At 65.2% G+C, this 26362-nt stretch carries 25 protein-coding genes; 10 read left to right on the forward strand and 15 right to left on the reverse strand.

Going from position 1 to position 26362, the window contains the following annotated elements; genetic code table 11:
• The first annotated feature begins 1 nt into the window (after position 1).
• Complete coding sequence (locus ACMGF8_RS05950) at positions 2–991, forward strand: sulfate/molybdate ABC transporter ATP-binding protein (RefSeq protein ID WP_102862586.1); 990 nt, start codon at positions 2–4, stop codon at positions 989–991.
• A 109-nt stretch (positions 992–1100) separates the two neighbouring features.
• On the opposite strand, the gene ACMGF8_RS05955 is transcribed toward ACMGF8_RS05950, so the two are convergent.
• Positions 1101–1625: a DUF962 domain-containing protein gene (locus tag ACMGF8_RS05955; protein ID WP_102862587.1), complete on the reverse strand. Its 525-nt coding sequence runs from the start codon at positions 1623–1625 to the stop codon at positions 1101–1103.
• Between the two features lie 102 nt (positions 1626–1727).
• On the opposite strand from ACMGF8_RS05955, the gene ACMGF8_RS05960 reads away from it, so the two are divergent.
• On the forward strand, positions 1728–2414 hold the full coding sequence (locus ACMGF8_RS05960) for a Crp/Fnr family transcriptional regulator (protein WP_416758994.1): 687 nt from the start codon (positions 1728–1730) through the stop codon (positions 2412–2414).
• Between the two features lie 55 nt (positions 2415–2469).
• On the opposite strand, the gene uraH is transcribed toward ACMGF8_RS05960, so the two are convergent.
• Together uraH and ACMGF8_RS05970 are read right to left on the reverse strand one after the other, a co-directional pair.
• On the reverse strand, positions 2470–2880 hold the full coding sequence (gene uraH / locus ACMGF8_RS05965) for a hydroxyisourate hydrolase (protein WP_102862589.1): 411 nt from the start codon (positions 2878–2880) through the stop codon (positions 2470–2472).
• 98 nt (positions 2881–2978) lie between these two features.
• Positions 2979–3467, reverse strand: a complete 489-nt coding sequence (locus ACMGF8_RS05970) for a GlcG/HbpS family heme-binding protein (protein WP_207815652.1) — start codon at positions 3465–3467, stop codon at positions 2979–2981.
• A gap of 135 nt (positions 3468–3602) precedes the next feature.
• Between ACMGF8_RS05970 and ACMGF8_RS05975 the strand changes: the two genes are divergently transcribed.
• Together ACMGF8_RS05975 and ACMGF8_RS05980 are read left to right on the forward strand one after the other, a co-directional pair.
• Positions 3603–4283 carry a heavy metal response regulator transcription factor gene (locus tag ACMGF8_RS05975; protein WP_102862591.1) on the forward strand — a complete coding sequence of 227 codons (681 nt, stop codon included), beginning with the start codon at positions 3603–3605 and terminating at the stop codon, positions 4281–4283.
• A complete protein-coding gene (locus tag ACMGF8_RS05980; RefSeq protein WP_416758997.1) occupies positions 4270–5658 on the forward strand; it encodes a heavy metal sensor histidine kinase in 1389 nt (462 codons plus the stop codon). Before ACMGF8_RS05975 ends, ACMGF8_RS05980 begins: the two co-directional genes overlap by 14 nt.
• 11 nt (positions 5659–5669) lie before the next feature.
• Here ACMGF8_RS05980 and ACMGF8_RS05985 read toward each other — a convergent pair whose 3' ends face one another.
• The 3 genes from ACMGF8_RS05985 to ACMGF8_RS05995 all read right to left on the reverse strand — a co-directional run bounded on the left by ACMGF8_RS05985 (position 5670) and on the right by ACMGF8_RS05995 (position 8306).
• A complete protein-coding gene (locus ACMGF8_RS05985; RefSeq protein WP_416758999.1) occupies positions 5670–6890 on the reverse strand; it encodes a type II toxin-antitoxin system HipA family toxin in 1221 nt (406 codons plus the stop codon).
• Complete coding sequence (locus ACMGF8_RS05990) at positions 6883–7131, reverse strand: helix-turn-helix domain-containing protein (RefSeq protein WP_102862594.1); 249 nt, start codon at positions 7129–7131, stop codon at positions 6883–6885. Before ACMGF8_RS05990 ends, ACMGF8_RS05985 begins: the two co-directional genes overlap by 8 nt.
• Positions 7132–7301: 170 nt before the next feature.
• Positions 7302–8306, reverse strand: a complete 1005-nt coding sequence (locus tag ACMGF8_RS05995) for an AraC family transcriptional regulator (protein ID WP_207166874.1) — start codon at positions 8304–8306, stop codon at positions 7302–7304.
• A 99-nt stretch (positions 8307–8405) separates the two neighbouring features.
• Here ACMGF8_RS05995 and ACMGF8_RS06000 point away from each other — a divergent pair, with 99 nt between their 5' ends.
• The gene (locus ACMGF8_RS06000; RefSeq protein WP_416759002.1) at positions 8406–9479 is read left to right on the forward strand and encodes a fatty acid desaturase; all 1074 of its coding nucleotides are present in this window, start codon (positions 8406–8408) and stop codon (positions 9477–9479) included.
• Between the two features lie 113 nt (positions 9480–9592).
• Positions 9593–10039, forward strand: a complete 447-nt coding sequence (locus ACMGF8_RS06005; protein WP_416759004.1) for a hypothetical protein — start codon at positions 9593–9595, stop codon at positions 10037–10039.
• A 60-nt stretch (positions 10040–10099) separates the two neighbouring features.
• On the opposite strand, the gene ACMGF8_RS06010 is transcribed toward ACMGF8_RS06005, so the two are convergent.
• The 3 genes from ACMGF8_RS06010 to ACMGF8_RS06020 are packed head-to-tail and all read right to left on the reverse strand — an operon-like array spanning position 10100 to position 14132.
• Positions 10100–11710, reverse strand: coding sequence for an arylsulfatase (locus ACMGF8_RS06010; protein ID WP_416759006.1), 1611 nt, complete (start codon positions 11708–11710; stop codon positions 10100–10102).
• A gap of 14 nt (positions 11711–11724) precedes the next feature.
• A complete protein-coding gene (locus ACMGF8_RS06015; protein WP_416759007.1) occupies positions 11725–12540 on the reverse strand; it encodes an ABC transporter ATP-binding protein in 816 nt (271 codons plus the stop codon).
• The gene (locus tag ACMGF8_RS06020; RefSeq protein ID WP_416759009.1) at positions 12537–14132 is read right to left on the reverse strand and encodes an ABC transporter permease; all 1596 of its coding nucleotides are present in this window, start codon (positions 14130–14132) and stop codon (positions 12537–12539) included. The genes ACMGF8_RS06015 and ACMGF8_RS06020 overlap by 4 nt, the downstream gene beginning before the upstream one ends.
• Positions 14133–14500: 368 nt before the next feature.
• Between ACMGF8_RS06020 and ACMGF8_RS06025 the strand changes: the two genes are divergently transcribed.
• The gene (locus ACMGF8_RS06025; protein ID WP_060836980.1) at positions 14501–15523 is read left to right on the forward strand and encodes an ABC transporter substrate-binding protein; all 1023 of its coding nucleotides are present in this window, start codon (positions 14501–14503) and stop codon (positions 15521–15523) included.
• Between the two features lie 266 nt (positions 15524–15789).
• Here ACMGF8_RS06025 and ACMGF8_RS06030 read toward each other — a convergent pair whose 3' ends face one another.
• Positions 15790–16710 (reverse strand): LysR family transcriptional regulator, encoded by a 921-nt coding sequence (locus tag ACMGF8_RS06030; protein WP_115581353.1) that lies wholly within the window; start codon positions 16708–16710, stop codon positions 15790–15792.
• A 183-nt stretch (positions 16711–16893) separates the two neighbouring features.
• On the opposite strand from ACMGF8_RS06030, the gene ACMGF8_RS06035 reads away from it, so the two are divergent.
• Positions 16894–17799 carry a TauD/TfdA dioxygenase family protein gene (locus ACMGF8_RS06035; RefSeq protein WP_060841860.1) on the forward strand — a complete coding sequence of 302 codons (906 nt, stop codon included), beginning with the start codon at positions 16894–16896 and terminating at the stop codon, positions 17797–17799.
• Between the two features lie 131 nt (positions 17800–17930).
• Here ACMGF8_RS06035 and ACMGF8_RS06040 read toward each other — a convergent pair whose 3' ends face one another.
• The gene (locus ACMGF8_RS06040; protein WP_416759012.1) at positions 17931–19547 is read right to left on the reverse strand and encodes an alkaline phosphatase family protein; all 1617 of its coding nucleotides are present in this window, start codon (positions 19545–19547) and stop codon (positions 17931–17933) included.
• A 274-nt stretch (positions 19548–19821) separates the two neighbouring features.
• Positions 19822–20766, reverse strand: a complete 945-nt coding sequence (locus ACMGF8_RS06045) for a LysR family transcriptional regulator (protein WP_060842144.1) — start codon at positions 20764–20766, stop codon at positions 19822–19824.
• Between the two features lie 154 nt (positions 20767–20920).
• On the opposite strand from ACMGF8_RS06045, the gene ACMGF8_RS06050 reads away from it, so the two are divergent.
• Positions 20921–23293, forward strand: coding sequence for a TonB-dependent receptor (locus ACMGF8_RS06050; protein ID WP_416759015.1), 2373 nt, complete (start codon positions 20921–20923; stop codon positions 23291–23293).
• 66 nt (positions 23294–23359) lie between these two features.
• Positions 23360–24709, forward strand: coding sequence for an aryl-sulfate sulfotransferase (locus tag ACMGF8_RS06055; RefSeq protein ID WP_207166884.1), 1350 nt, complete (start codon positions 23360–23362; stop codon positions 24707–24709).
• Between the two features lie 102 nt (positions 24710–24811).
• Here ACMGF8_RS06055 and ACMGF8_RS06060 read toward each other — a convergent pair whose 3' ends face one another.
• The 3 genes from ACMGF8_RS06060 to ACMGF8_RS06070 form a co-directional block, all read right to left on the reverse strand.
• Positions 24812–25153: a hypothetical protein gene (locus tag ACMGF8_RS06060; RefSeq protein ID WP_207166885.1), complete on the reverse strand. Its 342-nt coding sequence runs from the start codon at positions 25151–25153 to the stop codon at positions 24812–24814.
• Complete coding sequence (locus ACMGF8_RS06065) at positions 25150–25578, reverse strand: SMI1/KNR4 family protein (protein ID WP_207166886.1); 429 nt, start codon at positions 25576–25578, stop codon at positions 25150–25152. Before ACMGF8_RS06065 ends, ACMGF8_RS06060 begins: the two co-directional genes overlap by 4 nt.
• A 104-nt stretch (positions 25579–25682) precedes the next feature.
• Positions 25683–26348, reverse strand: coding sequence for a hypothetical protein (locus ACMGF8_RS06070; RefSeq protein WP_102862607.1), 666 nt, complete (start codon positions 26346–26348; stop codon positions 25683–25685).
• Between the last annotated feature and the right edge of the window lie 14 nt (positions 26349–26362).

A 26362-nucleotide genomic window follows, 5' to 3' on the forward strand; every position in this document is an offset into this window, starting at 1 on the left:
CATGTCGATCGAAGTCCGTAACGTCAGCAAGAACTTCAACGCCTTCAAGGCCCTCAACAGCATCAACCTGGATATCCACAGCGGCGAGCTGGTGGCCCTGCTGGGCCCGTCCGGCTGCGGCAAGACCACCCTGCTGCGGATCATCGCCGGCCTGGAAACGCCGGACGACGGCAGCATCGTGTTCCACGGCGAGGACGTTTCCGGCCACGACGTGCGCGATCGCAACGTCGGTTTCGTGTTCCAGCACTACGCCCTGTTCCGCCACATGAGCGTGTTCGACAACGTCGCCTTCGGCCTGCGCATGAAGCCCAAGCACCAGCGTCCCAGCGAGAGCAAGATCGCCGAGAAGGTCCATGAGCTGCTGAACATGGTGCAGCTGGACTGGCTCGCCGACCGCTACCCGGAGCAGCTGTCCGGCGGCCAGCGCCAGCGTATCGCCCTGGCCCGCGCCCTGGCGGTGGAGCCCAAGGTGCTGCTGCTGGACGAGCCCTTCGGCGCCCTCGACGCCAAGGTGCGCAAGGAGCTGCGGCGCTGGCTGGCGCGGCTGCACGAAGACATCAACCTGACTTCGGTGTTCGTTACCCACGACCAGGAAGAAGCCATGGAAGTGGCCGACCGCATCGTGGTGATGAACAAGGGTGTGATCGAACAGATCGGCTCCCCGGGGGACGTCTACGAGAACCCGGCCAGCGACTTCGTCTACCACTTCCTGGGTGACTCCAACCGCCTGCACCTGGGGGAGGACAACCACGTGCTGTTCCGCCCTCACGAAGTGTCGCTATCGCGTTCGGAACTGGAAGACCATCACGCCGCCGAAGTGCGCGACATCCGTCCCCTGGGCGCCACCACCCGGGTCACCCTCAAGGTCGAAGGCCAGAGCGAACTGATCGAGGCCGAAGTGGTGAAAGACCACGACAGCCTGATCGGCCTGGCCCGTGGCGAGACGCTGTTCTTCAAGCCCAAGGTCTGGCAGAAGCACAGCAGCCTCTAGGGCGGTGCAGGCGCACGCCTGCCGACCCGAACAGCCCTCGGACCTTCGCCCGGTCCGGGGGCTTTTTCGTTTGTGTGCGGGCCCCCGGGTCGGCTTGCCGCCGGGTGCTTCAAACCATGGCTTTCTTCTGACGCAGGGCCACCGGGCCCGAACGCTGCTCGATGGCCTGTTTCAAGTCATGGCGCAGCCCCAGCAGGAACGCCAGTTCGGCCACCACGAACAGCGGGCCGACGATCAAGCCCGACAGATCATCGACAAAGGCCGGCTTGCGGCCTTCGTAGTAATGGCCGATGAACTGGATCACCCAACCGATCACGAACAGGCCCAGGCCGCAGCTCAACCAGAGTCCGGTGCTTTGCGCCGCCAGTACCTGACCGGCCCACACCGAGAGCCCCATCAGCACGCTCATCAACACGCCCAGGCGCAACTCCAGGCGCAGGTAGAACAGCGCCGAGGCCAGGGCCAGCAGCACGGCCGGCGACAGCACGATGCCCGCCAGCGGCCAGGCGGGACGGGACAGCAGCACCGCCACCGCCAGAACGATCATGGGAATGCCGATAAAGTGGCTGGCGATATTGCGCGGGTCGCGGTGGTAGGCGGCGTATTGACTCAGATGATCAACGAGGCTTTTCATTGTTGTTCCTCCGTTAGGGTGGCCCGATCATGCCCGGCCGCCGATCACGGCACTGTCAGCTAGGCGACAATCACGCCGATGCCTTGAGGAAAAAACCTGTTCATGGACATGCAGCAGTGGCGTGACTGCCTGATGACCGGCCAGTGGTTCAGCCACCTGCCGGATTCCTTACAGAATAGTTTGCTCGGCGGTGCCCGCCTGCGCCGCTTGGCGCCGGGGCAATGCCTGTTTCTGCGCGGCGATCCGCCCTGCGGCTTGTACGCGGTGCTGGAAGGGACGGTGCGGGTGGGAGCCGTCAGCGAGCAGGGCAAGGAAGCCTTGCTCAGCCTGATGCAAGCGCCGCACTGGTTTGGCGAGATCTGCCTGTTCGACGGCCAGCCGCGCACCCACGATGCCTACGCCGAGGGTGCCTGCACCCTGCTTCAGGTGCCGCAGTCGAACCTGCTGCAACTGTTGGAGCAACAGCCGCAGTACTGGCGCCAGTTCGCGCTGTTGATGAGCCACAAACTGCGCCTGGCCTTCATCAACCTGGAACAACTGAGCCTGATGCCGGCGCCGGCGCGGGTGGCCAGTCGCCTGCTGGCGATGGCCGGCGGCTACGGCGAAGTCAGCCAAAGTCGCAGCCTGCTGCAACTGCCCCAGGAGCAACTGGCGCTGATGCTCTCGCTGTCGCGCCAGACCACCAACCAGATCCTCAAGGACCTGCAGCACCAGGGCATCCTGCGCTTGAGCTACGGCGAGATCGAAATCCTCGACACCGAGCGCCTGCGCGCCCTGGCCGGCCTGTAGGCGCTGGCTTGCCAGCGAAGGAGCCCGCAAGACCGCCCTCGTCAGCAGCGGGTTCCTACGAACCGCGATAGGTCGAGAAGCCATATGGACTGAGCAACAACGGAATGTGGTAGTGCTGCTCGGTCTGCTTGACCTCGAAGATCACCGGAATCTCCGGGAAGAAGGTGTCACGCTTGGCCTGCTTGAAGTATTCGCCGGTCTTGAACACCACCCGGTATTCACCCGCCGTCAGCGCCTGGCCAGCGGGAAACAGCTCACTGATCCGCCCCTGCTCGTTGGTCACGCCGCTGGACAGGGCTTTCCAGTCCTGGCCCACATGCTGCTCCAGGGTCACCTTGACTCCTGGCGAGGGCAGGCCGTTCTCCAGGTTCAGCACATGCACGCTCAAGGGATTGCCCGCCGCCAGGGCCAGGCTCGACAGACCGCAGAGGCCGATGGCCGCCAGGCTATTACGCAAAATATTCATGTCCCACTCCTTTCTCGATTGAACAAACAACAGACTCTGTAGCCGCTGCCGAGCCCGCGAGGCTGCGCATTAGCACAACGCGGGCGCGGCTCTCCCGTTCACTGACGTCCGGCCTCGGCCGCCAACCCCACCCGCTGTGCCGCCTGTAACGCGCACGCCTCGTCCTGCGCCGCGCCGCCCGCACCGGCAATGCCCATCGCGCCCACCAGCTGGTTGTCGGCAAACAAGGGAATGCCGCCGCCGAGCAACAGCAGCTCCGGCAAGGTGTTGAGGTTGGCCGCCTCGGGGTTGTTGCGCGCCCGCTCTGCGAACAGCCGGGTAGGGGTCTTGGTGGACAGCGCGGTATACGCCTTGCGCTGGCTGGCGAGGGTGTTGTGCGGACCTACGCCATCGGCGCGCAGGGTCACCAACAGGTTGCCGCCACGGTCCAGCACCGACACCACGGCGGTGCATTGGGCCAGGCTGGCGTCGGCCAACTGACGGGCGATGGCCAGGTCCAGCTCTGCGTGACGCGCAAGCTCCGGGGCCGCCAGGGCAGTGCCGGCAAGGCCAAGACCAACGCTTAGAACGAGGGTTTTGCAGATCATGGGAAGGCTCCTGAAAGACAGGCCGCCACCTTACCCAGCGGTGCTCGTCAGAACCTCGTCATTTGGATTACAAGTTTGTAATGGGCAAGCGCGCGTCGGGCGCCTAGCCTGTGCCGATCATTTCCGAGGTGCACCATGCGTTTGCTGGTAGTTGAAGACGAAGCCAAGACCGCGAATTTTCTGGCCAAGGGGCTGGGAGAGTCCGGATTCGCCGTGGACGTGGCCCTGAATGGCCTGGACGGGCGCCATTTCATCGAGCAGCAGGAATACGACCTGATCATCCTCGACGTGATGCTCCCCGGCCTCAACGGCTGGCAGTTGCTGCAGTTGATCCGCCAGCGCGGCGCCACCCCGGTGCTGTTCCTCACCGCCAAGGACGCCATCGAAGACCGGGTTCGTGGCCTGGAGCTGGGCGCCGACGACTACCTGCTCAAGCCCTTTGCCTTCGCCGAACTGCTGGCCCGGGTCCGCACCCTGCTGCGCCGCGGGCCGCTGCGCGAGGCTGAATCCTTCAGCATCGCTGACCTGGAGATCGACGTGCTGCGCCGTCGGGTCAGCCGCGGTGGCCAGCGCATCGCCCTGACCAACAAGGAGTTCGCCCTGTTGCACCTGTTGGCCAGCCGTCAGGGCGAAGTGCTGTCGCGGACCCTGATTGCCTCCCAGGTGTGGAACCTGAATTTCGACAGCGACACCAACATGGTGGAAGTGGCGGTGCGCCGGTTGCGGGCCAAGGTCGACGATCCCTACATGCCCAAGCTGATCCACACCGTGCGTGGCGTCGGCTACCAGCTGGAAGCCCCGGATGAAGCGCTCTAGTTCCATCGCCTGGCGGCTGGCCCTGGCCTTTGCCGCGGTCTGCGCCCTGGTGCTCAGCGTGATCGGGGTGTTCCTCTACCGCTCCCTGGCCGAGGAAATCGCCTACCGCGACGACCTTGCCCTGTTGGGACGTCTGGAACAGGTGCGCGCCCTGCTGCAGGACAGCGACAGCCTGGACGCCCTGCAAGCCCGGCCCCGGCTGTACCAGAACATGCTGGGCAACCAGGAAAGCCTGTTGCTGGTGCTGCGGGCCGATGGCTCGACAGTGATCGGCATCAACCCCCGGCAACAGCGCTTGCCCGAGTTGCTGCCGATTGCCCGTGAGCAGCGCCCGCAACGCCGCGACATCCTCCTCTGGCCGGGCAGCGACCAGATTCCGCTGGCCCTGCTGGCGGGACAGGCCAGCGGCCCCAAGGGCGAGGCCCTGACGGTGATTGCCGGGAAGGTGCTCAGCGAGCGCGAGCAGATGCTCGCCAGCTACCGCCTGCGCCTGTACCTGGCGGTAGGCCTGGGGGCCTTGCTGGCCTTCGCCCTGGGCTTGCTGTTATTGCGTCGGGGCTTGCAGCCGCTGCGCCAGCTCAGCGAGTCGGTGCGCGAGATCGATCTGCGCAGCCTCGACCGGCGCCTGCAGACCACCGGCATCCCGGCCGAATTCCACGAGCCGGTGCAAGCCTTGAACGCCATGCTGGCGCGCCTGGAAGAGAGCTTTCAGCGCTTGTCGCAGTTCTCCGCCGACCTGGCCCATGAAATCCGCACGCCGTTGCACAACCTGTTGGGCAGCAACGGCCTGGCCCTGAACCAGCCCCGTAGCGCCGCGGAGTACCAGGAAGTGCTGGCCTCCAACATGGAGGAGTTCGAGCGCCTGGGACGCATGGCCGAGAACCTGCTGTTCCTGGCCCGGGCCGAGCAGGCCGATGCGGCGCTGGACCGCCAGCTGCTGTCACTCTCGGGCGTCGGCGCGCAGTTGTGCGACTACTTCGAAGCCCTGGCCGATGACCGGCAAATCCGTCTGGAGAACGGTTTTTACGGCGAGCTGCTGGCCGATCAGCAACTGCTGCAAAGGGCCCTCGGCAACCTCCTGGCCAACGCCGTGCGCCACGCCGGCGCGGATTCGCTGATCCGCCTGCGGCGCCGCGACGAAGCGGGCTGGTGCTGGCTGCAGGTACATAACCAGGGCCCGGCGATTGCCCCTGAGCATCTGCCCCGGTTGTTCGACCGCTTCTACCGGGTTGACCCCTCCCGCGCCGAACCGGGGGATTCCGGCGGCCTGGGCCTGGCCATCGTGCGCTCGATCATGCTGCTGCATGGCGGTCAGGTGCGGGTGACCAGTGATGCCCAGGCCACGGTGTTCGAACTGGGTTTTGCGGTGCTTTAACGGTGACCGGATCAACGGGTCAGGCTGCGCGCCACACCGGTTTTCCAGGCCTCGCTCATGGCCTCGGCCATGCCCTTGAAGGCGGGATGGGCCGCGCTATAGACCTGCATCTCGCCCATCGCCTGTGCCATGCCGTGCTCGACCTGTTGCAACAGTTCATGGCTGCGACCTTCGCTGAGGTTGCAGGCCGTGCGGGCGAAGCGCAGCAGCGCCTGGCGTTTGGGCCAGGCCTTGGAGCCTCCCAGCAATAGCGCCAGGCTGTCCGCCTTGATGTAGACCGACGTGGTCACCAGATCAAAGGCCGGTGCCAGGCTGACGGGGGCTTCCACATCCGTGTCGGGGTACAGCACGCCGAAGTTCTTCAGATGGGCATCGCCATTTCTCAGTCCGGCCGACAACGCCACGATCTTGAAGAATGACTCCAGTGCCCGGTTCAGTAGGTGTGGGGAGACAAAGGCCTTGATTTGTTTCGCCGCGCCTTCGTAGGAACCGTCGTACTTGGCTTTCGCCGGCCAGGCGTTGAGCACGCAGAAATCCTCGAAACCCAGGTAGCCCTGGGCGCTCAGGTCGAAACGTTTGACCACCAGGAACTGGCCATTCTGGCTGAGTTCGATCTCCGGCACCGGCAGGCCGGCATGCAGCGCCGCACGCATGCAGAAGAATTCGTTGGCGGCCAGGTGGGGGTATTGATCTGCGCGGAAAGCCTTCACCAAATGAGTGGCGCCGCGATGGGTCAGGCGTTCGACGCTGTTGGTGCTGTCGCGGATCAGGACTTTGGGCTGCACCCCGGAAACGCCTGAATACTGGCCATAGGTCGCCAATAGATCCTCGAACAGTCCCTCGGCACCGTCATGCACCAACAGGTCCTTCAGGCTGGTTTCCGGCAGGGGCGCCTGGGGTGATTGCGTTGTGCTGATGGCCACCCGACCCAGTTGGTGCGGCCCCACGATCGATAGCAGAGCGAAATCGTCGAAACCGCGCACCGCCTTGCTGAAACGGCGCAGCAGTTCATCACGCAGCGAACCTTCCGGCAGGTGCATATCGAACACCGGTGGCAGGCCTCGATCCCAGCCATAGCTCGCCAGGCGTGGCGGCATGGTCAGCGAGACCGCGTCGCGGGGTGAGGTGTTGTCGTTGTAGGTAAAAACCGAGTCCGCCTGCGCCTGGCCACGGCCGAGAGTGCCCACCGCCATGCCGGCCACATGGATGTGCAGCCGCTGTTGCTCAGTCATGGAAATGCGCCTGTTTCAGGCTGTCCAGGGTCGGGCGTTGCCGGGGGCGGGGCACGGCGCTGAGCTCGTAGCCAAAACCATTGAGAATGGCTTCGACCTTGCGCAAGCCGATTTCGGTAATGGTGTTGTTTTCAATCCCCGAGATGGTGGCGCGGCTCATGCCGTATTGTGCTGCCAGTGCCTGCTGCGAGAGCTTGCGCTCTTTGCGCAGGGTCCGGATCAGTTGTCCAAGGCTTTCCATGGGGTTTATTCCGCATTGTATGCAATGCATTTTTACTGAAAGTTATCTAATGCATCCTATTTGATGCATTGTGCAGTGTAGATCGGCAGAGTCTTTTTCGCGGGTTTTTTTACTGGTGGAGGTTGCACCCGTCGCTGCACCTGTAGGAACCGGCTGGCCGGCGCAGGGGCTCAACGCAAACCGTCGCGAAATTGCCCCGGGGTCATCCCGGTCCAGCGCTTGAACGCCCGGCTGAAGCTGCTGGCATCGGCAAAGCCCAGCAGGTAGCTGATTTCGCTCAGGGAGCATTCCAGGTCCCGCAGGTGCAGCAGGGCGAGGTTCTCCCGGCATTCGTTGAGCAGGGTGTCGAAGCGCGTGCCTTCATCCGCCAGGTGCCGTTGCAGGCTGCGCAAACTCAGGTGCAGGGCCTGGGCGACGCGTTCCGCGGAGGGTTCGCCTTCCGGCAATTGGGCTTCGATCACGCCGCGCACCTTGCGCTCCCAGGTCAGCGGCCGCAGTTGCAACAGGGTGCGCTTGAGCACCGCTTCGTTGTGCTCGGCCAGTTCCGGGTTGGCGTCGTCCAGGTGGCTGTCGAAATCGTGCAGGCCGAATTCCAGGCAGTCGTCGGCCGCGGCAAATTGCACCGGGCAACGAAACACCTTGTGCCATTGGCTGGGGTCTTCCGGGGCGGGGCGCCGCAGTTGCACGGCGAGTGGCGCGTAATCGCGACCCAGGCGGTTGCGGCAGGTGCGCACGTAGATCGCGGCAAAGGCGTCGATGGCCTCGAAGGCCGGTTGCGGCGAGCCTTCGGGCACCTTGAGGAAGAACCGGTAGCGGTCCGCTTCCCGGGTCAGGGCCAGTTCCAGGGCGTCGCTGACCACCTGGTGATAACGCACGATGCGCTCGAAGACTTCCCGCAGGCTGCCGCTGGCCACCAGGGCGTAGCCCAGGGCATGGAAGGTGGTGGGGCTGACAAAGCGCGACACCCGCAGGCCAATGGCCGGGTCGCCGCTGGCCTGCACGGCGAGATGCCACAGGCGGGTGGTGGCCGACAGCGGGTAGCGGGCGTTGGGGTCGTCCATCAATTGCGGGTCGAGTCCGGCCTCGCGGCACAGCGCGCCGCTGTCGAGGTCGAGGGCGTCCAGTTGCTTGCGCAAGGCGCGGGTCCAGCTGGCAAGGGAAGTGGCTTCGGTCATGCGATTGGCGCGTCCGGTCAACAGGTTGGCGTTTACGGCTAGCGCCCGGAGCCGGGGCTCGGGGCAGGATGCACACATCACTGACCAGAGAATGGAATCATGCAAGGTATTTGCGCAAGCCCCGAGCGGATGAACGCACAACAGCGAGCGGCGCACGTTCGCCAGGTGGTCCTGGCCCGGGGCGATGAACTGCGCCGGCGCTTTCCCTTGCTGCGGCACCAGGACGCCCTGGGCGCAGGGATTTTGCTATTTGCCCTGTCCGGGATGCTGGGGTCAGCGGCGCTCTATGTCGGTGGCTACCTGACTTGGTGGGCGTGCCTGCTGCTCAACGCGTTCTTCGCGTCCCTGACCCACGATCTGGAACACGACCTGATCCACAGCATGTACTTTCGCAAGCAGCGCCTGCCCCACAACCTGATGCTGGCGCTGGTCTGGCTGGCGCGGCCGAGCACCATCAACCCCTGGGTGCGGCGTCATCTGCACCTCAATCACCACAAGGTGTCAGGCAGCGAGAGCGATATCGAAGAGCGCGCCATCACCAACGGCGAACCCTGGGGCATCGCCCGCCTGCTGATGGTCGGCGACAACATGATGGCGGCCTTCATCCGCCTGCTGCGGGCACCGGGGGCCAAGCACAAGCTGCGCATCCTCGGCCGTACCCTGGCGGTGTACGCGCCGCTGGCCCTGCTGCACTGGGGCGCCTGGTACCTGTTCCTCGGTTTTCATGGGGCCAATGGTGTCGCCGCGTGGCTCGGCAGCCCGATCCAGTGGTCACCGGACACCCTGGCGCTGATGCACGGCATCGATATCGCCGTGGTGGTGATCATCGGTCCCAACGTGCTGCGCACCTTCTGCCTGCACTTCGTCAGCTCCAACATGCACTACTACGGCGATATCGAACCGGGCAACGTGATCCAGCAGACCCAGGTGCTCAACCCCTGGTGGATGTGGCCGCTGCAGGCCTTCTGCTGCAACTTCGGCAGCACCCACGGCATCCACCATTTCGTGGTCAAGGAACCCTTCTACATCCGCCAGCTGACGGCGCCGGTCGCACACAAGGTGATGGCCGAGATGGGCGTACGCTTCAACGATTTCGGCACCTTTGCCCGGGCCAACCGCTTTCATCCCGTGGAGCAGGTGGCGACGCAACCTGCGCGTAACGCCCGGGTTTGAGGGGGAGGACTGTCTTTCTGGTTAAATATCCAAGGACCGATAACGTTAAGCCAAGGTCATGCGGCGCCGGGAAACGCCCGGAATCCGCGAAGGGGCAACGACAGGGAGACAGTATGAACAGTGCGGTAAGGCGATTGATCGCCGTTGCCTTGATGAGTGTGGGCAGCGTGTCGCTGGCCGACCCGGTGGCGGAGGGCCGCGACGAGGCGCTGGCGCTGAGTATCTTGAAGCATCTGGAAGTGAACGGTTTTCGCAATTCCTTGAGGCCGCGGCACTACCCGGACGGCACCACGCTGGGCCAGACGCCCTATCGGATCTACGAGAAGGATGCAGGCGCCGAGGGCACCTACAACGCGACGGACGAAGAACAAAGCTGGGTCTACAGCGTCAGGGTGATGGAGCGGGGGAAGCAGGGCATCACCATCTGTTTTGTCGACCAGAACCTGCACGGTAGCTACCTGGCCGCTTCGCCGTTGCGGGTCGAGAAAAACCGGGCGGGGCATTACGTTGTGGTCAAGGAACTGCCAACAACCCCGGCCTGCCGCATCACCCGAGGCTGAGGCCAGCTCCGACACAGGCCCGCTCTTGCACGGTCCGGTTCATAGCCAGCTCCTACAAGCTCAATCCGGCTGGAACGGCGATTCGCTGAGGATCACCCCGGTTTCATCCACATAGCGCTGCCATTCCTCCAGCAGCGTGCGCAGTTTGTCCGGTTGGCTCTGGGCCAGGTCGTGAATCTCCCCCGGGTCCTGGCCCAGGTCATACAACTGCCAGGTCGCCGGGCCCACCGGCCCGGGGATGTACACCGCCTTCCACTGGCCCTGGCGAATCGCCCGGCGGCCGAACAGCTCCCAGCCGGTCACCGTGTGCTGGTCATGCACCTGGGCGGTTTCGCCGGAAAGAAAGCCCAGCCAGGACTTGCCCCGCAGTGGCGCCACATCACGCCCGCGCCAGCGCTTGCCGGGGTGGCGCACGCCGGCCAGGTCGAGCAGGGTCGGGGTGATGTCCATCACCGTGCCGAAGCCGTGGCTGACCTGCCCCTTGAGCGGCAGTTGCGGGTAATGCAGCAGCGCCGGCACGCGAATTCCGCCCTGGGTGGTGAAGGCCTTGAACAGCCGCGACGGCGCGGTGGCCGCCTGGGCCCAGGCCGGGCCGTACCAGACGTAGGAGTTGGCCCGGCCGATGTTCTCCAGGCGGTTGTCGTAGTGCTGGTTGAGGTAGGTCAAAAGCTCCGGGCCGAACTTGGGAAAGGCCTCCAGCAGCGCGCCCTCGGCGCCGTTGTCGGACATGAACAGGATCAGGGTGTTGTCTAGTTGCCCCTGCTGGCGCAGGTAATCCACCACCCGGCCGATGTTCCAGTCCATGCGCTCGACCATCGCCGCATACACCTCCATGGCCCGCGCCGAAACCTGCCGCTGTTCGTCGCTGAGGGCGTCCCACTCGGCGTTCAGGTTGATCAGCGGATGGGGCTCGACCTCGGCATCGATCAGGCCCAGGGCCTTGAGTTTTTCCAGGCGCTCGCGGCGCAGCACCTCGGGGCCGGCGTCATAGCGGCCGCGGTACTTGGCGACGATTTCCGCCGGGGCCTGCAGCGGCCAGTGGGGCGCCGAGAACGGCAGGTAGGCGAAGAACGGCCGGCTCTGGTCGCGCTCCTTCAGGTATTGCAAAAGCTTGTCGCCGAAGGCGTCGGAGGAATAGAAATCCGCCGGCAGTTCATCGATGAAACGGTCGTCCTCGATGTACAGCGCCGGAGTGGATTTCAGCAGCCCGGGGGTGTGCTCATCGTAGGTGGGCTCGAAGCCGTAGTGATTGGCCGCCCCCGGCAGCAGCGAAAACGAACGTTCGAAACCCCGGGCATGGGGCGCGCGTTCGGCGGTCAGCCCCAGGTGCCACTTGCCGCTCATCAGGGTCTGGTAGCCGGCTTCGCGCAGCAGCTCCGGCAGGGCCACCACGCGATCATTGAGGTAACCCTCGTAGCCCGGCTTGCCGATCAGTTCGGGGGTCAGGGCTTCGGCCATGGTGCCGATCCCGGCGATGTGATGGTCGGTGCCGGTGAGCAGCATGGAGCGGGTCGGCGAGCAGGTCGGGGCGGTGTGGAAATCGGTCAGGCGCAGGCCGTTGAAGGCCAGGGCGTCGAGGTTCGGCGTGGCGATCTCGCCACCGAAGGCGCCGAGGTCGGAGAAGCCCAGGTCGTCGGCCAGGATCACTAGAAAGTTGGGGCGTTGCGGCATCGCGGCACTCCTGTTCAGCAAGCAATGAAGGTCAAGGGCAGGTCGCGGATCTGCACCGGCTGCGGTGCCTGGTAGTGATCATCGCGGGTGAGTTCGTGGAGCAGTTCTTCGCGCAGTTGGTGGAAGTCGAAAGCGCTGCGCTGGCGCGGGTGTGGCAGGGCCACCTCGACCACGCGCTTGATGCGGCCCGGACGCGGCTCCATCACCACCACCCGGTCGGCGAGGAAGATCGCTTCCTCGACATCGTGGGTCACCAGTACCGTGGTGATTCTTGCCCGCTCGCGGATCGCCAGCAGCTCGTCCTGCATCTGCTGGCGGGTCAGGGCATCGAGGGCGCCGAAGGGCTCGTCCAGCAGCAGGATGCGCGGGCTGGCCACCAGCCCACGGGCAATGGCCACCCGCTGCGCCATGCCGCCAGAGAGCTGATGGGGATAGGCCCGGGTAAAGTCCTTGAGCCCTACCAGCTCGATGAAATCGTCGATCCGCCGCTGGCGCTCGGCGGCGCTCAAGGGTTCGTTGACCAGGCCCAGGCCGATGTTCTCGGCCACGGTCAGCCAGGGAAACAGACGGTGCTCCTGGAACACAATGCCGCGTTCACTGCCGATACCGCTGACGGTTTGGCCGTCGACCCGGATCTCGCCGCGAAACTCGGTGTCCAGGCCGATCAGCAGGCGCAGCAGGGTGGACTTGCCGCAGCCGCTGGAACCGACGATGGCGACGAACTCGCCCTCGGCGATGTCCAGGTTGAATTCGCGGATCGCCTCCACCTCGCCACCGGCGACGGGGAAGCTCTTGCCCACGTGATTGAAACTGACCAGGGGTGCGTTCATGCGTGTCTCCAGCGGGTGGCGCGGGTTTCGAGTTGTTGGCCCAGCAGGTTGAGCAGGGCCCCGGTCAGGCCCACCAGGAGCATGCCGGCCATGATCAGGTCCATGCGCAGCAGTTGCTGGGCGCTGATCATCTGGCTGCCGATGCCGCCATTGGACGGCATGAAATATTCCGCGCCGATGGTGCCCATCCAGGCGTAGATCAGGCTGATGCGCAGGCCGGCGAAAATCCCCGGCGCCGCGCCGGGTAGCACCAGCCGGCGCAGGCGTTGCCAGAGGTTCAGGCGCAGTACCTGGGCGGCCTCCGCCAGTTGCGGTGACAGCTGGGCAACGCTGCGCTGGGTGGCGATGAACAACGGGAAGAACGCGGCCAGGGCGACGAACACCCACTTGGCCAGTTCCCCCAGGCCGAACCAGGCGGTGAGCAGCGGCACCCAGGCGAAAATGGCGATCTGGCGGATGGCGGCCAGGGTCGGTCCCAGCAGCCGTTCAGCGAGGCGCGACAGCCCCAGCAGCAAGCCCAGGACCAGGCCCAGCCCGCCGCCCAGGGCCAGGCCGCCCAGGGCGCGTCCCAGGCTCAGCCCCATGCCTCCCAGCAAGCTGCCGTCCCGCAGGCCGTCGACGGTGGTGCCCAGCACCACCAGCGGGCTCACCAGAATATTGGCGTCCACCCATTGCCCTGCGCTCGCCACTTGCCACAGGCCCAGCAAGGCCAGGGGCAGCAGCCAGGGTTGCAGGCGCTGCCAGCCCTGATAGCGCGGACCGCGGCGCAGAGCGGCGGTGGCCGGGTGCGGCCAGTGCACCAGGGTGCGATCCAGCCAGCCGATGCCGCGGTCCATGCACACCCCCAGCACGCCGATCACCAGGATGCAGACGAAGACGATATCCAGCATGAACAGTTGCCGCGCCCAGACCATCAGGTAACCGATGCCTTCGCTGGAGGCCAGCAGCTCCACCGCCAGCAACGAAGTCCAGCCGGTGGCCAGGGCCAGGCGTACCCCGGCCATGAAGGCCGGCAGCGCGGCGGGCAGCACCAGGCGGCGGATCAGCAAGGCTGGGGGCAGGCGCAACACCGTGGCGGCCTCCCGCAGTCTGGGCTGGGCGTCGCGCACGCCCACCAGCGTATGCAAGGTCACCGGCACCACCACGGCCTTGACCAGCACCACCAGCTTGAGCACTTCGCCGATGCCGAAAAACACCATGAACAGGGGAATCCAGGCCAGGGTCGGAATCTGCGCCAGGGCGCCGAAGGTGGGGTACACCAGACGCTCCAGGCGCCGGCTAAAGCCCAGGGCGCCCCCCAGCAGGGCACCGGCGGCGATGCCCGCCAGCAAGCCCCAGAACAGCCGTTGCAGGCTGATCGCCAGGTGGCTCCACAGCTCGCCGCGGCCCAGCTCCAGGGCGCTGCTCCAGACCAGGGCTGGGGCCGGCAGGATCTGTTCGCTCATCCACAGGTTGCGGCTGGCCAGCCACCACAGGACGAACAGGCTCAGGGGCAGCAGCCAGGGCAGCAGGCGCTGATGGATTGCGGGCCAGCCCGGGCGTCCGGTGGACGGTGCCGCCAGGGGCAGGCTGAGCAGGGAAACACGGGCCATGGATGACCTCCGTCGTCGGGTGCTGCATGGCGTGGGTCGATGCCGTAGGCGCTGGCTTGTCAGCGAATAAGGGCTGGCGGGCCTCTTCGCCGGCAAGCCGGCTCCTACCTGTTATGCATTTGTGGTCTATTAATGTTCTTATCGATTCTATTAAGAGATAAGAAAGGCCATTTAAGGCTTCTGGCCGACACGCATCCAATGCATTTGAAGAATATTTTTCATGCATTTCATGCATGTTCCCGGGGATGCCCGTGGGTCCTGATTTATTCGAATGAGTTATTAAAATGTGAATTTATAGTATTTAAAGGTTGATCGATTCCGTGCCTACCTTCTGCTCCTCACAGCCTTTGCCATCAGGAGCCGCACCCATGAACCTTCCCTTCAAACGCGTCATCAGCCTGTTCGCCGCGCCGGCCCTGGCGGGACTGCTGGGTTGCCTGCCGCTGCTGGCCCAGGCCGCCGAGCTCAAGGAAATCCGCATCGCCGTGCCCGACCTCAGCGCCGGCACCCAGCACAGTGGCGGCGGGGTGGTGGACGTGCTGCGTCAGCAACAGATCTTCGAAAAGGCTTTTGCCGACCAGGGCATCCAGATCCAGTGGAATTTCTTCAAGGGCGCCGGGCCGGTGATCAACGAAGCCTTCGCCAACGGCCAGGTGGACCTGGCCTATCTCGGCGACCTGGCGGCCATCATCGGCAAGTCCAACGGCCTGGATACGCGCCTGCTCAGCGCCTCGGCCCGTGGGGTCAAGCATTACCTGGGGGTGGTGCCGGGCTCGGGGATCAAGACCCTGGAAGACCTCAAGGGCAAGCGCGTGGCGGTGTTCCGTGGCACCGCCACCCAGCTGTCGTTCGACGCGGCCCTGGCCAGCCGGGGCCTGAGCGAGAAGGACCTGAAAGTGGTCAACCTCGACTTCAACGCGGCGGTGGCGGCCCTGGCGGCCAAGCAGATCGACGCCTCCTGGGGCAGCACCGGGCTTTCCGCCCTGCGCAGCAAGGGGCTGGCCGAACTGCCCCTGAGCACCAAGGACCTGGGCGGCGCCGGCAGCGTGCAGAGCGTGCTGGTGGGCGCCGGCAAGTTTGTCGACGAGCACCCCGAGGCCGTGGAAAAACTGCTCAAGGCCCAGCAGCAGGCCGTAGAGTGGCTGACCCAGGACAGCAACAAGGACGCCTATATCCAGTTGGTGTCGGGCCTGGCCAGCTACCCGCCGGTGATCTTGCAGGAAGACCTCAAGGACCAGCGCCTGAGTGAAATCTTCCCCTCGACCCTGGACCCGGTGTTCCTCGGCAAATTGCAGGACTCGGTGGACCTGGCGGCCAAGGAACGCTTGATCCGCAAGCCGTTCAAGGTGGAGGCCTGGGTTGCCCCGCAACTCGCCGCCGCCGGCCTGTAACCTCCTCCCTGAACCCCTGTAGCCGCTGCCGCAGGCTGCGCCCGGCACCGAAGGGGCCGCTGTGGCCGGCAACGCGGTTTATCTGGAAGAACCGGGTGCCGTCTTGCGCCGACTGCGTCGTCGTTCGCAGCCTGCGGCAGCGGCTACAAGGCTGCGTTCGGCACCGTGGGGGCCGCTGTGGCCGGCAACGCGGTTTATCTGGAAGAACCGGGTGCCTCTTGCGCCGACTGCGTCGTCGTTCGCAGCCTGCGGCAGCGGCTACAGGGTTAGACGGCGATGCTGTGGGTTTGCTGGTCGACCGCCACCAGCACTTCGATCAACTTGCGCGCCGCTGGCGACAGGCGAAAACCGCTGCGGCTGACGATGCCGCAGCGGGCATTCAGGCTTTCGATGTTCTGCGGCAGGTTGCGCCAGTGCAGCAGCACCAGCGACCCCTGCTCGATGTCTTCGGCGAAGGCCTCGGCGGTGCCCACGCCAATGGCATTGGACTGACGGACGATCTTCACCAGCGCTGGAAAGTGTTCAGTCTCGATGGTCGGTGAAAAGTCGATGCGTCCGCTGAGGTTGGCCAAAAGCTTGCGAATCCCCGGAGGGATCAGGGTGGTGGCCAGGGGGTAGTCGAACATGTCGTTGGTGGACAGGCTTTCCTTGGCCAACAGCGGGTGCCCGGGGCGGCAGAAGAACACCCCGCGCTTGGGCGTCAGCGGCTGGGTCTGGTAGTTCGGATCGGCTTCGAAATGGCGGATGTCGGCGATGAAGAACTCGATCTCTTCGCGGTTCAGGCTGCGGCTGAGTTTCTCCCAGTTATCCACGGCAAAGCAGGTGCGCACCTTGGGGTGGGCGCTGCTGAACTGCGCCACCGCGTCGGGCACCAGCTTCACCGCCGGCGCCGGACCGCAGCCGAAGCGCACCTCGCCGGCATCGAGCTTGGTCATCTGGGTCACTTCGCTGCTGAGCAAGGCCGCGCCCTGCACCAGGCTCAAGGCGTGCTGCAGCACCACCTGGCCTTCCGGGGTGGGGCGCAGGTCCTTGTTGCCACGGTCCACCAGTACGCAGCCGAACTCCTGCTCCAGGCCCTGGATACTGCGGCTGAAGGCCGGCTGGGTGATGCCCATCGCGTCGGCGGCACGGACAAAACTGCGGTGTTCATTGAGGGCGATGAAGTAACGCAATTGGCGAAGATCCATATGCTTTCCCGGCATCCGAAAAATAGCTCGAAGGCATTTGCGACGAGTGAGGAATGAGGTTTTAAATGCAAGCTCTTATTCCGTCAACGAAGCATGTGCTTATCTATTAGATCCAAATTGAATATAGATAGAGCGTTGTTTCGCGGCGGTTCCAACCGTAAGCAGTCGATGAGGGTGTACCTGATGAGCAATGCCGCCTTAGCCGTTAAACCCGCTGTTGATGCCCTTGAGATCCACCCGGTGGCCGGTCGCATCGGCGCCGAGATCCGTGGCGTGCAACTGTCCGGCGACCTCGACGCCGCCACCGTGGACGCCATCCAGCAGGCGCTGGTGCAGTACAAGGTGATCTTCTTCCGTGGCCAGACCCACCTCGACGACCAGAGCCAGGAAGCCTTCTCCCACCTGTTGGGCGAGCCGGTGGCCCACCCCACCGTGCCGGTGCGCGACGGCACCCGCTACCTGTTGGAACTGGACGGCGCCGAGGGTCAGCGGGCCAACTCCTGGCACACCGACGTGACCTTCGTCGACGCCTACCCGAAAGCCTCGATCCTGCGTTCGGTGGTGGCCCCGGCCGCAGGCGGCGACACGGTGTGGGCCAACACCGCCACCGCCTACAACGAACTCCCGGCGGAACTGCGGGAGCTGGCGGACAAACTCTGGGCGGTGCACAGCAACGAATACGACTACGCCGGGGCCAAGCCCGATGTCTCGGCGGAGAAGCTGGAGCGCTACCGTAAAGTGTTCACCTCCACCGTATTCGAGACGGAACACCCTATCGTCCGCGTGCATCCCGAGAGCGGCGAAAAGAGCCTGGTGCTGGGGCATTTCGTGAAGCGCATCAAGGGCTATTCCCAAGCTGATTCGGCGCACCTGTTCAACCTGCTGCAAAGCCATGTGACCCGCCTGGAAAACACCGTGCGCTGGCGCTGGAGCGCCGGTGACGTGGCGATCTGGGACAACCGTTCGACCCAGCATTACGCCGTGGACGACTACGGCACCCAGGACCGCATCGTGCGCCGCGTGACCCTCAAGGGCGACGTTCCGGTGGGCGTGCATGGCCAGCGCAGCCAGACCATCAAAGGCCTCTGACCCGCCCCCTCAAGCCCCTACGGGCATTTACCCGATACACCTGCCCATTGTAGGAGCTGGCTTGCCAGCGAAGGCGGCCCAGAGAGCGCTGCAAGGCTCAAGGGCTTCTTCGCCGGCAAGTCGGCTGGGGGTTACCACACGCCGATCTGCACCAGCTTTTCGCTTTCCGGCTCGCCGTAGCGAAAACGCTGGCCCCGCAGGTCGATCTCTTCATGGCTGATGGTGGTGCGGCGTTTCAGGCCGCGCAGCCATTCCAGCAGATACCCCAGGTGTTCTTCACGCACCGCGGCGTAGGCCGGGTCGGCCCCCAGGTCATGCAGCTCCTGGGGGTCGTTGTGCAGGTCGAACAGCTGTGGGCGAAAGCCGTCGTAGGCCAGGTACTTCCAGCGTTCGCTGCGCACCATGGTCATGCGGCAACGGTCGATGGGCTGGCCCAGGCGCTCCCGGGCCGGGGCCTGGAAGGCGTAGTCGTATTCGCTGATGGCGTAGCGGCGCCAGTCCGGTGTCGCGCCGTGCAGCAGCGGGATCAGCGAGCGGCCTTCCAGGCGGTGTTCGGCCCCCGGCAGGCCCAGGGCGTCGAGGAAGGTTGGCAGGGCGTCGATGGTTTCCACCAGGCGCTCATCCACGCTGCCACGGCGGCTGTCCGCCGCCGCCCGCGGGTCGCGGACAATCAGCGGCACGCCCACCGCCGGCTCCAGCAGGAACTCCTTTTCCCCCAGGTAGTGGTCGCCGAGGAAGTCGCCGTGGTCGCTGGTGAAGACGATCAGGGTGTCGTCCCAGCGGCCATTGCTCTGCAGGACATCCAACAGCCGGCCGAGCTGGTCGTCCACCTGCTTGATCAGGCCCATGTAGGTCGGCACCACGTTCAGGCGCACTTCATCCCGGGAAAAATTCAGGCTCTCTTCATGCTGGCGGAAGGCAGCATAGACCGGGTGATCGCTGAGCTGCCCGGGCGCGGCGCGCACCGCCGGGATGACCTGCTCGGGGCCATACAGGGCGTGGTAGGGCGCGGGGGCGATGTAGGGCCAGTGCGGCTTGATGTAGGACAGGTGCAGGCACCAGGGTTGCTCGCCCTGTTCGCCGATGAAGTCGATGGCGCGGTCGGTGGTGTAGACGGTTTCCGAATGTTCCTCGGCGACCCGGGCCGGCAGGTGCGCGTTGCGCATTTTCCAGCCGCTGAGGATCTGCCCCTGTTCGCCGGCCCCGGCGTTGGCCCAGTCGTGCCAGGGGTTGAGCCCGTCGTAGCCGAGGTTGCGCAGGTAATGGGTGTAGGGCGCGGCATCGCGCTTGTCGTCGAAGATCGGGTCGTCGGGGTAGATGCCGTCGTGGCGCAAGTAGGGCTCGAAGCCGACCTCGTTGAGCGCCTCGGCCTGGGGGCTGTCGGGGTCGATGGCCAGGCGCTGCAAGGCGTCGAGGTTGGGCGTGGCGTGGGTCTTGCCCACCAGCGCGGTGCGGATGCCGTGGGGCCGCAGGTAGTCGCCCAGGGTCAACTCTTCCAGGGGCAGGGGCACGGCGTTCCAGGCCACCTGATGGCTGCTGACATAGCGCCCGGTGTAGGCCGACATGCGCGACGGGCCGCAGATGGTGCCCTGGGTGTAGGCGCGGCTGAAGCGCACCCCGGCGGCGGCCAGGCGATCGATGTTCGGGGTGTGCAGGTGCGGGTGGCCGTAGCACGAGAGGTAATCCCGGCGCAGTTGGTCGCACATGATGTAGAGCACGTTGCGCACGGGGGAAGGGGTATTGGACATGGGGTTCACCGAGGGGAAGACAGGCGCGTTTTTTCGCCTCCGGCGGGGCCTCCCGGCAAGCGCATTTGCCGAATAGTTTCGATGCAGGGCGTGCATCGCTCAGGTCCTTGTAGCCGCTGCCGCAGGCGGCGATCGGCCGCGCAGCGGCCGCCGGGGATTTGCCGTGGATGGCCGGGGCGAGGACTGCGTCCTCGTTCGCAGCCTCGCAGGCTCGGCAGCGGCTACAGGTGCAAGCGCAGGGGGCGAGTGTCGGGGCAGGACGCCAGTCAGGGGCTCAGACGGCGAGGTTGTCGAGGGACGGCAGCGCTTCGTCCTGTTCGTCGATGGCCTTGATCTCTTCGATCATCGCCGCCGCCAGGGGCGAGAGGCGGTAGCCGGCGCGGCTGACGATGCCGTAGCGGGTGTAGAGCTCTTCCAGGTCGTCGGCCAGGCCGTCGATCTTCAGGCACACCAGTTCGCCCTTGGCGTTGTGCAAGGCGTCGCTGTAGGAGCCGACGATGCCGATGGCGTCCGAGCGCATGACCACGCCCAGCAGGCTGTAGCTGTTTTCGCATTCCACGTTGGGCGTGAAGTCCGGCTTGCCGCAGAGGTCGACAATCACCTTGCGCAGGTTCGGCGGGCGGATGGTCACCGCCAGCGGGTAGCTCATCAGCTCACTGGCGCTGACGCTGTCGCGCTGAGCCAACGGATGCCCGGCGCGGCAGCAGAAATGCCATTTGCGCGGGCGCAGGCGCTGGGTCAGGTAATCCGGGTCGGCCTCGAAGTGGCGGGTGTCGGCCACGAAAAATTCGAACTCTTCGCTGAGCAGGCGCTTGCTCAGGCTTTGCCAGTCATCCACCTGGAACTGCACCCGGGCCTTGGGGTAGCGCCCGATAAAGCTGCCGATGGCCCGGGGGATCAAGCCCGAGGCCGGCGCCGGGCCGCAGCCGAAACGCAACTCTCCCGCCTCCAGGCCATTGAACTGGCTGATCTCGTTGGCCATCTGCTGGGCCCCGCTGACCAGCCGACGGGCATGCTCCAGCAGTAACTGGCCCTGCTTGGTCGGCGCCAGGTCCTTGCGCCCGCGATCCACCAACTGGCAGCCAACGCTGTGTTCCAGGGCCTGGATGCTGCGGCTGAAGGCCGATTGCGAGAGGTTCACCGCCGCTGCGGCCGCGACAAAGCTGCGCTGTTCGGCGAGGGCGATGAAGTGACGGAGCTGGCGCAGGTCGATATGCATTTTTCACATAAAAAATATCGGGGAAATGCATTGGCTATGCATTAGGTCGACTCCTTATAAAGGCAATCTCTTATGCAGTAAATCTTTGTAAAAACATAAATAAATAACTTTAAGGAATATACGAGGCTGTATATTTTCTGACCAGGAGCCGCCCATGAGCCCGTTGTCCCTCGCTTCACCCCTCTCGCCCCGGCGGCTCAAGCGCCTGCCCCTGGCGCTGTTGCTGGCCGGCAGCGCGAGCTGGACGCCGACCTGGGCCGAAGAGGCCCCGGTGCCGGCCGCCGCGTCGGCCAAGAGCAGCGCCAACAAGACCCAGGCCGACGATGGCCAGTTGCAAACGGTGACCGTGACCGCCCGGCGCCGCGAGGAAAGCTCGCAGAACGTGCCCACCCCCATGAGCGTGGTCAGCGGCCAGGCCCTGGAGAGCCAGCGGGTCTATCGCATCCAGGATCTGCAGCAGCTGGTGCCCAGCGTCAACGTCGCCTACATGCATGCGCGTCAGTCCAGCGTGTCGATCCGCGGCCTGGGCAACAACCCGGCCAGCGATGGCCTGGAAGGCAGCGTCGGGCTGTACATCGACAACGTCTACCTGGGAAGGCCGGGGATGGCGGTGTTCGACCTGATGGACATCGAGCAGCTGGAAGTGCTGCGCGGTCCCCAGGGCACCCTGTTCGGCAAGAACACCACCGCCGGGGTGATCAACATCAGCACCCGGGCGCCGAGCTTCACCCCGGAACGCAGCATCGAAACCTCCCTCGGCGAGGACGGTTACTTCCAGACCAAGGGCACGATTTCCGGGCCGCTGAGCGATGAGCTGGCCGGGCGTTTTTCCGCCTACCGTACCCGCAGCGACGGCGACATCAAGAACGAATTCGACGGCCATGACCTCAATGGCGGATCGCGCCAGGGCTTTCGCGGGCAACTGCTGTACAAGCCCAACGACAGCTTCAACCTGCGCTGGATCGGCGACTACAACGAAGAGGATTCCAGTGCCGGCACCCGAGTGTTGTACAGCACCGGGCCGACCATCAACGGCACCAACGTCTACCAGTCCCGCGCGGCGGCGGCCGGTGCGACCCTGGTCAACGGTTCGCACCGCAAGGTCAACCTGGACAACGACCAGCATGTCACGGTGTTCCAGGGCGGCACTTCGCTTGAGGCCAACTGGACCCTGCCCAGCGATTTCACCCTGACCTCGGTCAGTGCCTACCGCTGGTGGAACTTCACCCCGCGTAACGACGATGGCCTCAACGTGGCGGCGACCTACAACGCCGGGGTGTCGGTGGAAGACAAACAGTGGTCCCAGGAATTCCGTCTGGCCTCGCCCACTGGCGGCTTCTTCGACTACGTGCTGGGCGCCTACTACTTCGGCTCCGACCTGGACAACAAATCCTTCGCCTATTACGGGCCCAAGGCGGACATCTGGAACGGCACCCCGTCCGGGGCCCTGAGCAACGTCACCAGCATCGGTAACGGGCACATCCAGACCAACAGTTTCGCCCTGTTCGCCCAGGGCACCTGGCACCTGACCGAGCGCCTGGATCTCACCGCCGGGCTGCGCGGCACCTACGAGGAAAAAAGCGCCTGGGTCAGCCGCAACGCGCCGCTGGGCGGCGCCGCGGTGGCCGGTGCCGCCGCCAACGCCCGTCGCGGCCGCGCCGGAGCCTATGATTCGGGCGACCTCAACCAGTACAGCACCAGCCCTTCGGGCCTGCTCAACCTCAGCTACCGCTTCACCGATGACCTGCTGGGCTACGCCACCCTGTCCCACGGCGAGAAGTCCGGCGGGGTCAACCTGGCGGTGGGCTCGGCGCCGACCGCCGGGGCCGACTCGCTGCTGATCGGCACCGAGCGCGCCAACAACGCCGAGCTGGGGTTCAAGAGCACCCTGTGGGACCGCCGCCTGCAACTCAACGCCAACCTGTTCTGGACCCAGGTCAACGGCTACCAGACCAACGCCTACGACAATGCCAACCGCGTGCAGTACCTGACCAACGCCGGGTCGGTGCGCTCGCGCGGAGTGGAGGTGGAAAGCACCCTGGTGCCGATTCGCGGCCTGACCCTGAACCTCAACGGTTCCTACAACGACGTGCGCTACCTGTCCTACAAGGATGCGCCGTGCCCGCCGGAAGTCAGCCTGCGCCCGGGAGCACCGGCCTCCTGCGACCTCAGCGGCCACCAGGTGGTGGGCGCCTCGAAATGGATCGGCAACGCCAACGGCGAATACAAGTGGAACCTGGACAACGGCCTGGAAGAGTACGTCACCGCCAGCTACGCCTTCCGCTCCAAGGCCGTGGGCACCGTGGAAGATTCCGAATACGGGCAGATCCCCAGCTACGCCGTGGTCAACCTCTCCACCGGCCTGCGCGGCAACTACGAACAGGGCCAGTGGGACGTCTCGCTGTGGCTGAAGAACGCCTTCGACAAGACCTACTACACCACCCTCTGGACTGCCGGCAACGGCGGTTACGAGGGCCTGCTGGGCACCCCGCGAACCCTGGGCGTGACCGGACGCTACGACTTCTGAAACCCGGCTTCACGTATCTCGCGCCGGGTCCGCCGGCGCCCTTCGACCTGAACAGGAGTGCTCGTCATGCTGCGTGTCAAAAGCGTTTTGCCCTGGCTGATTGCCGCCACCCTGCTGGCTTCGGCGGTGCAGGCCGCCCCCAGCGTCTACCCCACCGGAGTGACCCGCTACGATCCGGCCAGGGCCTATAACCAGTACGTGATCTTCAGCGGCGCCGACAAACAGACGCACTTGATCGACATGAACGGCAACGAGGTGAAGCACTGGCCGCAAGCCGGTTTCCCCTCGGCCATCATCGACCCGCAACTGGTGAACGGCGAGCGCGGCCGGGTGCTGTTGCAGCTCAAGGACAAGGAGCCCGGGCCCCTGGGTTCAGCGGGCAACGGCCTGGGCAACCAGAGCGTCGGCGAGCTGGACTGGAACGGCAAGGTGCTCTGGCAATGGGGCGACCAGGCCCCGGGCGGCGCCGCCCAGCAGCACCACGACCAGCGCCGCCTGGGCAACGGCAACACCCTGGTGCTGGCCAACAAGGTGCACAAGGTGGCGGGGTTCAAGGTGCCCCAGGTGATCGACGATGCGATCTATGAGGTCAGCCCCGACGGCCAGGTCAAATGGCAGTGGCTGGCCTCCGAGCACCTCAAGGAATTCGGCTTTACTCCGGCGCAATTGAAGCTGGTGTACGGCAGCGACAACCCGGACTACCTGCACATCAACAACCTCAGCGTGGTGGGCCCCAACCAGTGGTTCGACGGCGGCGATAAACGCTTCGCCCCGGACAACCTGCTGATCGATTCACGCAACGCCAACTTCATCGCCATCCTCGACAAGCACAGCGGCAAGGTGGTCTGGCGCCTGGGGCCGAACCTGTTGCCGATCAACCCGAAGACCGCGGCCAAGGTGCCGCGCCCGGTGGACCAGTTCGTCGGCCAGCATGACGCCCACATCATTCCCGCTGGTTTACCGGGCGCCGGGCACCTGCTGGTGTTCGACAACCAGGGCACGGCCGGCTACCCCTCGGTGCCTTTGGGGCTGATCGCCGGCTCCCGGGTGCTGGAGATCGACCCGATCAGGAACGAGATCGTCTGGCAGTACAGCGCCGCCAGTTCCCGGCAGCCGGGTTGGGCCTTCTACAGCTCGTTCATCAGCAGCGCGCGGCGTTTGCCCAACGGCAACACGCTGATCGACGAGGGCATGAACGGACGCTTCTTCCAGGTCACCGCCGGCGGCGAAATCGTCTGGGAATACGTCAGCCCCTACCTGGGCAAGGCCCCTGGCAGCGAGGCCGTCAGCAACTGGGTGTACCGCGCCTTGCCGGTGAGCTACGACTGGGTGCCCCAGGGCACACCGCGTTCGGAAACCGCGGTGAGCGTGCCGGAGTCGGGGCTGAAGCCGGCCAGCGCCAGCGCGGGGATCTGAGCTGGAGGCCGTGCCGTGGCCCGGCTTGGGTCGGGCTGGCGCCCTAGCGGGAGCAAGCGCCCTCGCCACCAATGAGGTGCGGGAGTTGCTCTGGGCTGGGCCTCAGAAGTAGAAGAACAGGCCGGTGTCCCGTTCCAGGGCCAGTCGGTTCAGGGCGATGAGCCTGTGGATAAGTTCATCCTCCGCCGTCGCGGTCCGGGTGAGGATCGACAGCGCCGTGGCCAGGGCGGCCTGGCCCTGGATCGAGGCGTCTTCGTAGTCGTCGATCAGAGTGCCCAGGGCGCGGTTCAGGCTCGGTAGCAGGTCGCTGCGGGACAGCAGCGCCCACTGTTCCGGGGACAGCGCCAGTTCCTCCAGGTCGCCCGGCAGGCACTGGTCCAGATCCAGGCGCTGCATGGCGGCCTTGCTAGTGGGCACCACTATCCATTTCTGCGGTGCGCTCATGGCTGCCACAGCTCGACAAAGGCCTTGAAGTCGGCGGCCACCGGGTAGCGGTTGGCGCTCTCGGGATCGAAGATTTCCACCGCCACCTGCGGGCTGTTGAAGTCCAGGCAAATCAGCAGGCCGCCGGCGTCCCGGGCAATCGGCAGGCAGCCTGCGGGCAGTCCCGGCACGCGGCCAGGGCTGGCGTACCAGAGCAGGCTCCAGGGCTGGTTGTCCAGGCCGAACTCGAAGAACTCGCTGATGCAGGTGTAGTCGTTGCCATAGGGGAAGGTGCCGATCCCCGGGGTGGCGGCCTCGGCGTATTGCACCAGCTCCAGGTACAGCGCCGGAAACTCAAGGCCGAGGCGTTGCTGCACCTGGGCGATCAGTTGTTCGTCCACCGCCGATCCGGGTTCGATTTCCCAGGCAGTCCAGTCCAGGGGCATGTTCGACCTGCGCCTTGTCGTTGAGGGGGCTGCGCCCGCGCGAGGGGGATCGGGCGGGCGGCGAGGGGCGATTGTAAGCGTGTCGCTTGGTGCGCGGTAGGCGCTTAGTTGCAGCTGTGGCCTTCGGGCAGGGTGACGGTGTATTTGCGCTGCACCCGGTTTTTGAAATCCAGGTTGTCCAGGCTTTCCTGCACCAGGAAATCCTCGACCTTGGCGTCCTGGCAATCCTCGTTGTAGGACGAGGCCCGCAGCAGGAACACGGTGCGCCGGCTCTGCTCGTCCTTGGCCTTGATATTGAAGGTCGACAGGGTGGTGTAGCCGGTGCGCTCCGAGGAGCCGATGGCACGGTAGGACATCGTTGGGGTGCTGGTGCACACGGTCTGTTGGTTCTTGCCGGGCATGCACGTGGTTTTAGTGCTGCTGGGCACCTGGCCGTAGTCGGTGGCGGTGTAGCGGTAGCTGGTCTTTTTACTGCCCACGTCCAGGGCAATGTTCATGCGAAACGGCGGGTGGTTTTTCGGCAACGACGACTCGGTATACACCTGGGTGAAACCCATGCCGTGCAGGGCAGCGACCATGTCGCGCAGGTAGTAGCTGGCCTTGAGGCCCTGGGCGTCCTTGGCGCTGTTGACGGTCACCAGCACTGGAGCCTTGGGGTCGAAGTAATAGTCTTGGGCCGGGGTGGCGTCGATGGCCACTTCGAGTTTGTTGGCGCAGCCGGTCAAAAGCAGGACGAACAGAAACAGCGGGCAGAGCAGGTAGCGAGTCATGAATAAGCCATTGT

This window comes from Pseudomonas sp. BNK-7, from assembly GCF_048072025.1.
GTDB lineage: Bacteria > Pseudomonadota > Gammaproteobacteria > Pseudomonadales > Pseudomonadaceae > Aquipseudomonas > Aquipseudomonas danubii.

Bases quoted from the DNA above. Each gene is read 5' to 3' on its own strand.
- ACMGF8_RS06005 (WP_416759004.1), top strand. From the start codon at position 9,593: ATGAACAGTGCGGTAAGGCGATTGATCGCCGTTGCCTTGATGAGTGTG.
- ACMGF8_RS06020 (WP_416759009.1), bottom strand. From the start codon at position 14,132: ATGGCCCGTGTTTCCCTGCTCAGCCTGCCCCTGGCGGCACCGTCCACC.
- ACMGF8_RS06025 (WP_060836980.1), top strand. From the start codon at position 14,501: ATGAACCTTCCCTTCAAACGCGTCATCAGCCTGTTCGCCGCGCCGGCC.
- ACMGF8_RS05980 (WP_416758997.1), top strand. From the start codon at position 4,270: ATGAAGCGCTCTAGTTCCATCGCCTGGCGGCTGGCCCTGGCCTTTGCC.
- ACMGF8_RS06060 (WP_207166885.1), bottom strand. From the start codon at position 25,153: ATGAGCGCACCGCAGAAATGGATAGTGGTGCCCACTAGCAAGGCCGCC.
- ACMGF8_RS05950 (WP_102862586.1), top strand. From the start codon at position 2: ATGTCGATCGAAGTCCGTAACGTCAGCAAGAACTTCAACGCCTTCAAG.
- ACMGF8_RS06030 (WP_115581353.1), bottom strand. From the start codon at position 16,710: ATGGATCTTCGCCAATTGCGTTACTTCATCGCCCTCAATGAACACCGC.
- ACMGF8_RS05995 (WP_207166874.1), bottom strand. From the start codon at position 8,306: ATGACCGAAGCCACTTCCCTTGCCAGCTGGACCCGCGCCTTGCGCAAG.
- ACMGF8_RS05975 (WP_102862591.1), top strand. From the start codon at position 3,603: ATGCGTTTGCTGGTAGTTGAAGACGAAGCCAAGACCGCGAATTTTCTG.
- ACMGF8_RS06065 (WP_207166886.1), bottom strand. From the start codon at position 25,578: ATGCCCCTGGACTGGACTGCCTGGGAAATCGAACCCGGATCGGCGGTG.
- ACMGF8_RS06015 (WP_416759007.1), bottom strand. From the start codon at position 12,540: ATGAACGCACCCCTGGTCAGTTTCAATCACGTGGGCAAGAGCTTCCCC.
- ACMGF8_RS06000 (WP_416759002.1), top strand. From the start codon at position 8,406: ATGCAAGGTATTTGCGCAAGCCCCGAGCGGATGAACGCACAACAGCGA.
- ACMGF8_RS05985 (WP_416758999.1), bottom strand. From the start codon at position 6,890: ATGACTGAGCAACAGCGGCTGCACATCCATGTGGCCGGCATGGCGGTG.
- ACMGF8_RS06055 (WP_207166884.1), top strand. From the start codon at position 23,360: ATGCTGCGTGTCAAAAGCGTTTTGCCCTGGCTGATTGCCGCCACCCTG.
- ACMGF8_RS05970 (WP_207815652.1), bottom strand. From the start codon at position 3,467: ATGATCTGCAAAACCCTCGTTCTAAGCGTTGGTCTTGGCCTTGCCGGC.
- ACMGF8_RS06040 (WP_416759012.1), bottom strand. From the start codon at position 19,547: ATGTCCAATACCCCTTCCCCCGTGCGCAACGTGCTCTACATCATGTGC.
- ACMGF8_RS06045 (WP_060842144.1), bottom strand. From the start codon at position 20,766: ATGCATATCGACCTGCGCCAGCTCCGTCACTTCATCGCCCTCGCCGAA.
- ACMGF8_RS06070 (WP_102862607.1), bottom strand. From the start codon at position 26,348: ATGACTCGCTACCTGCTCTGCCCGCTGTTTCTGTTCGTCCTGCTTTTG.
- ACMGF8_RS06010 (WP_416759006.1), bottom strand. From the start codon at position 11,710: ATGCCGCAACGCCCCAACTTTCTAGTGATCCTGGCCGACGACCTGGGC.
- uraH (WP_102862589.1), bottom strand. From the start codon at position 2,880: ATGAATATTTTGCGTAATAGCCTGGCGGCCATCGGCCTCTGCGGTCTG.
- ACMGF8_RS05960 (WP_416758994.1), top strand. From the start codon at position 1,728: ATGGACATGCAGCAGTGGCGTGACTGCCTGATGACCGGCCAGTGGTTC.
- ACMGF8_RS06050 (WP_416759015.1), top strand. From the start codon at position 20,921: ATGAGCCCGTTGTCCCTCGCTTCACCCCTCTCGCCCCGGCGGCTCAAG.
- ACMGF8_RS05990 (WP_102862594.1), bottom strand. From the start codon at position 7,131: ATGGAAAGCCTTGGACAACTGATCCGGACCCTGCGCAAAGAGCGCAAG.
- ACMGF8_RS06035 (WP_060841860.1), top strand. From the start codon at position 16,894: ATGAGCAATGCCGCCTTAGCCGTTAAACCCGCTGTTGATGCCCTTGAG.
- ACMGF8_RS05955 (WP_102862587.1), bottom strand. From the start codon at position 1,625: ATGAAAAGCCTCGTTGATCATCTGAGTCAATACGCCGCCTACCACCGC.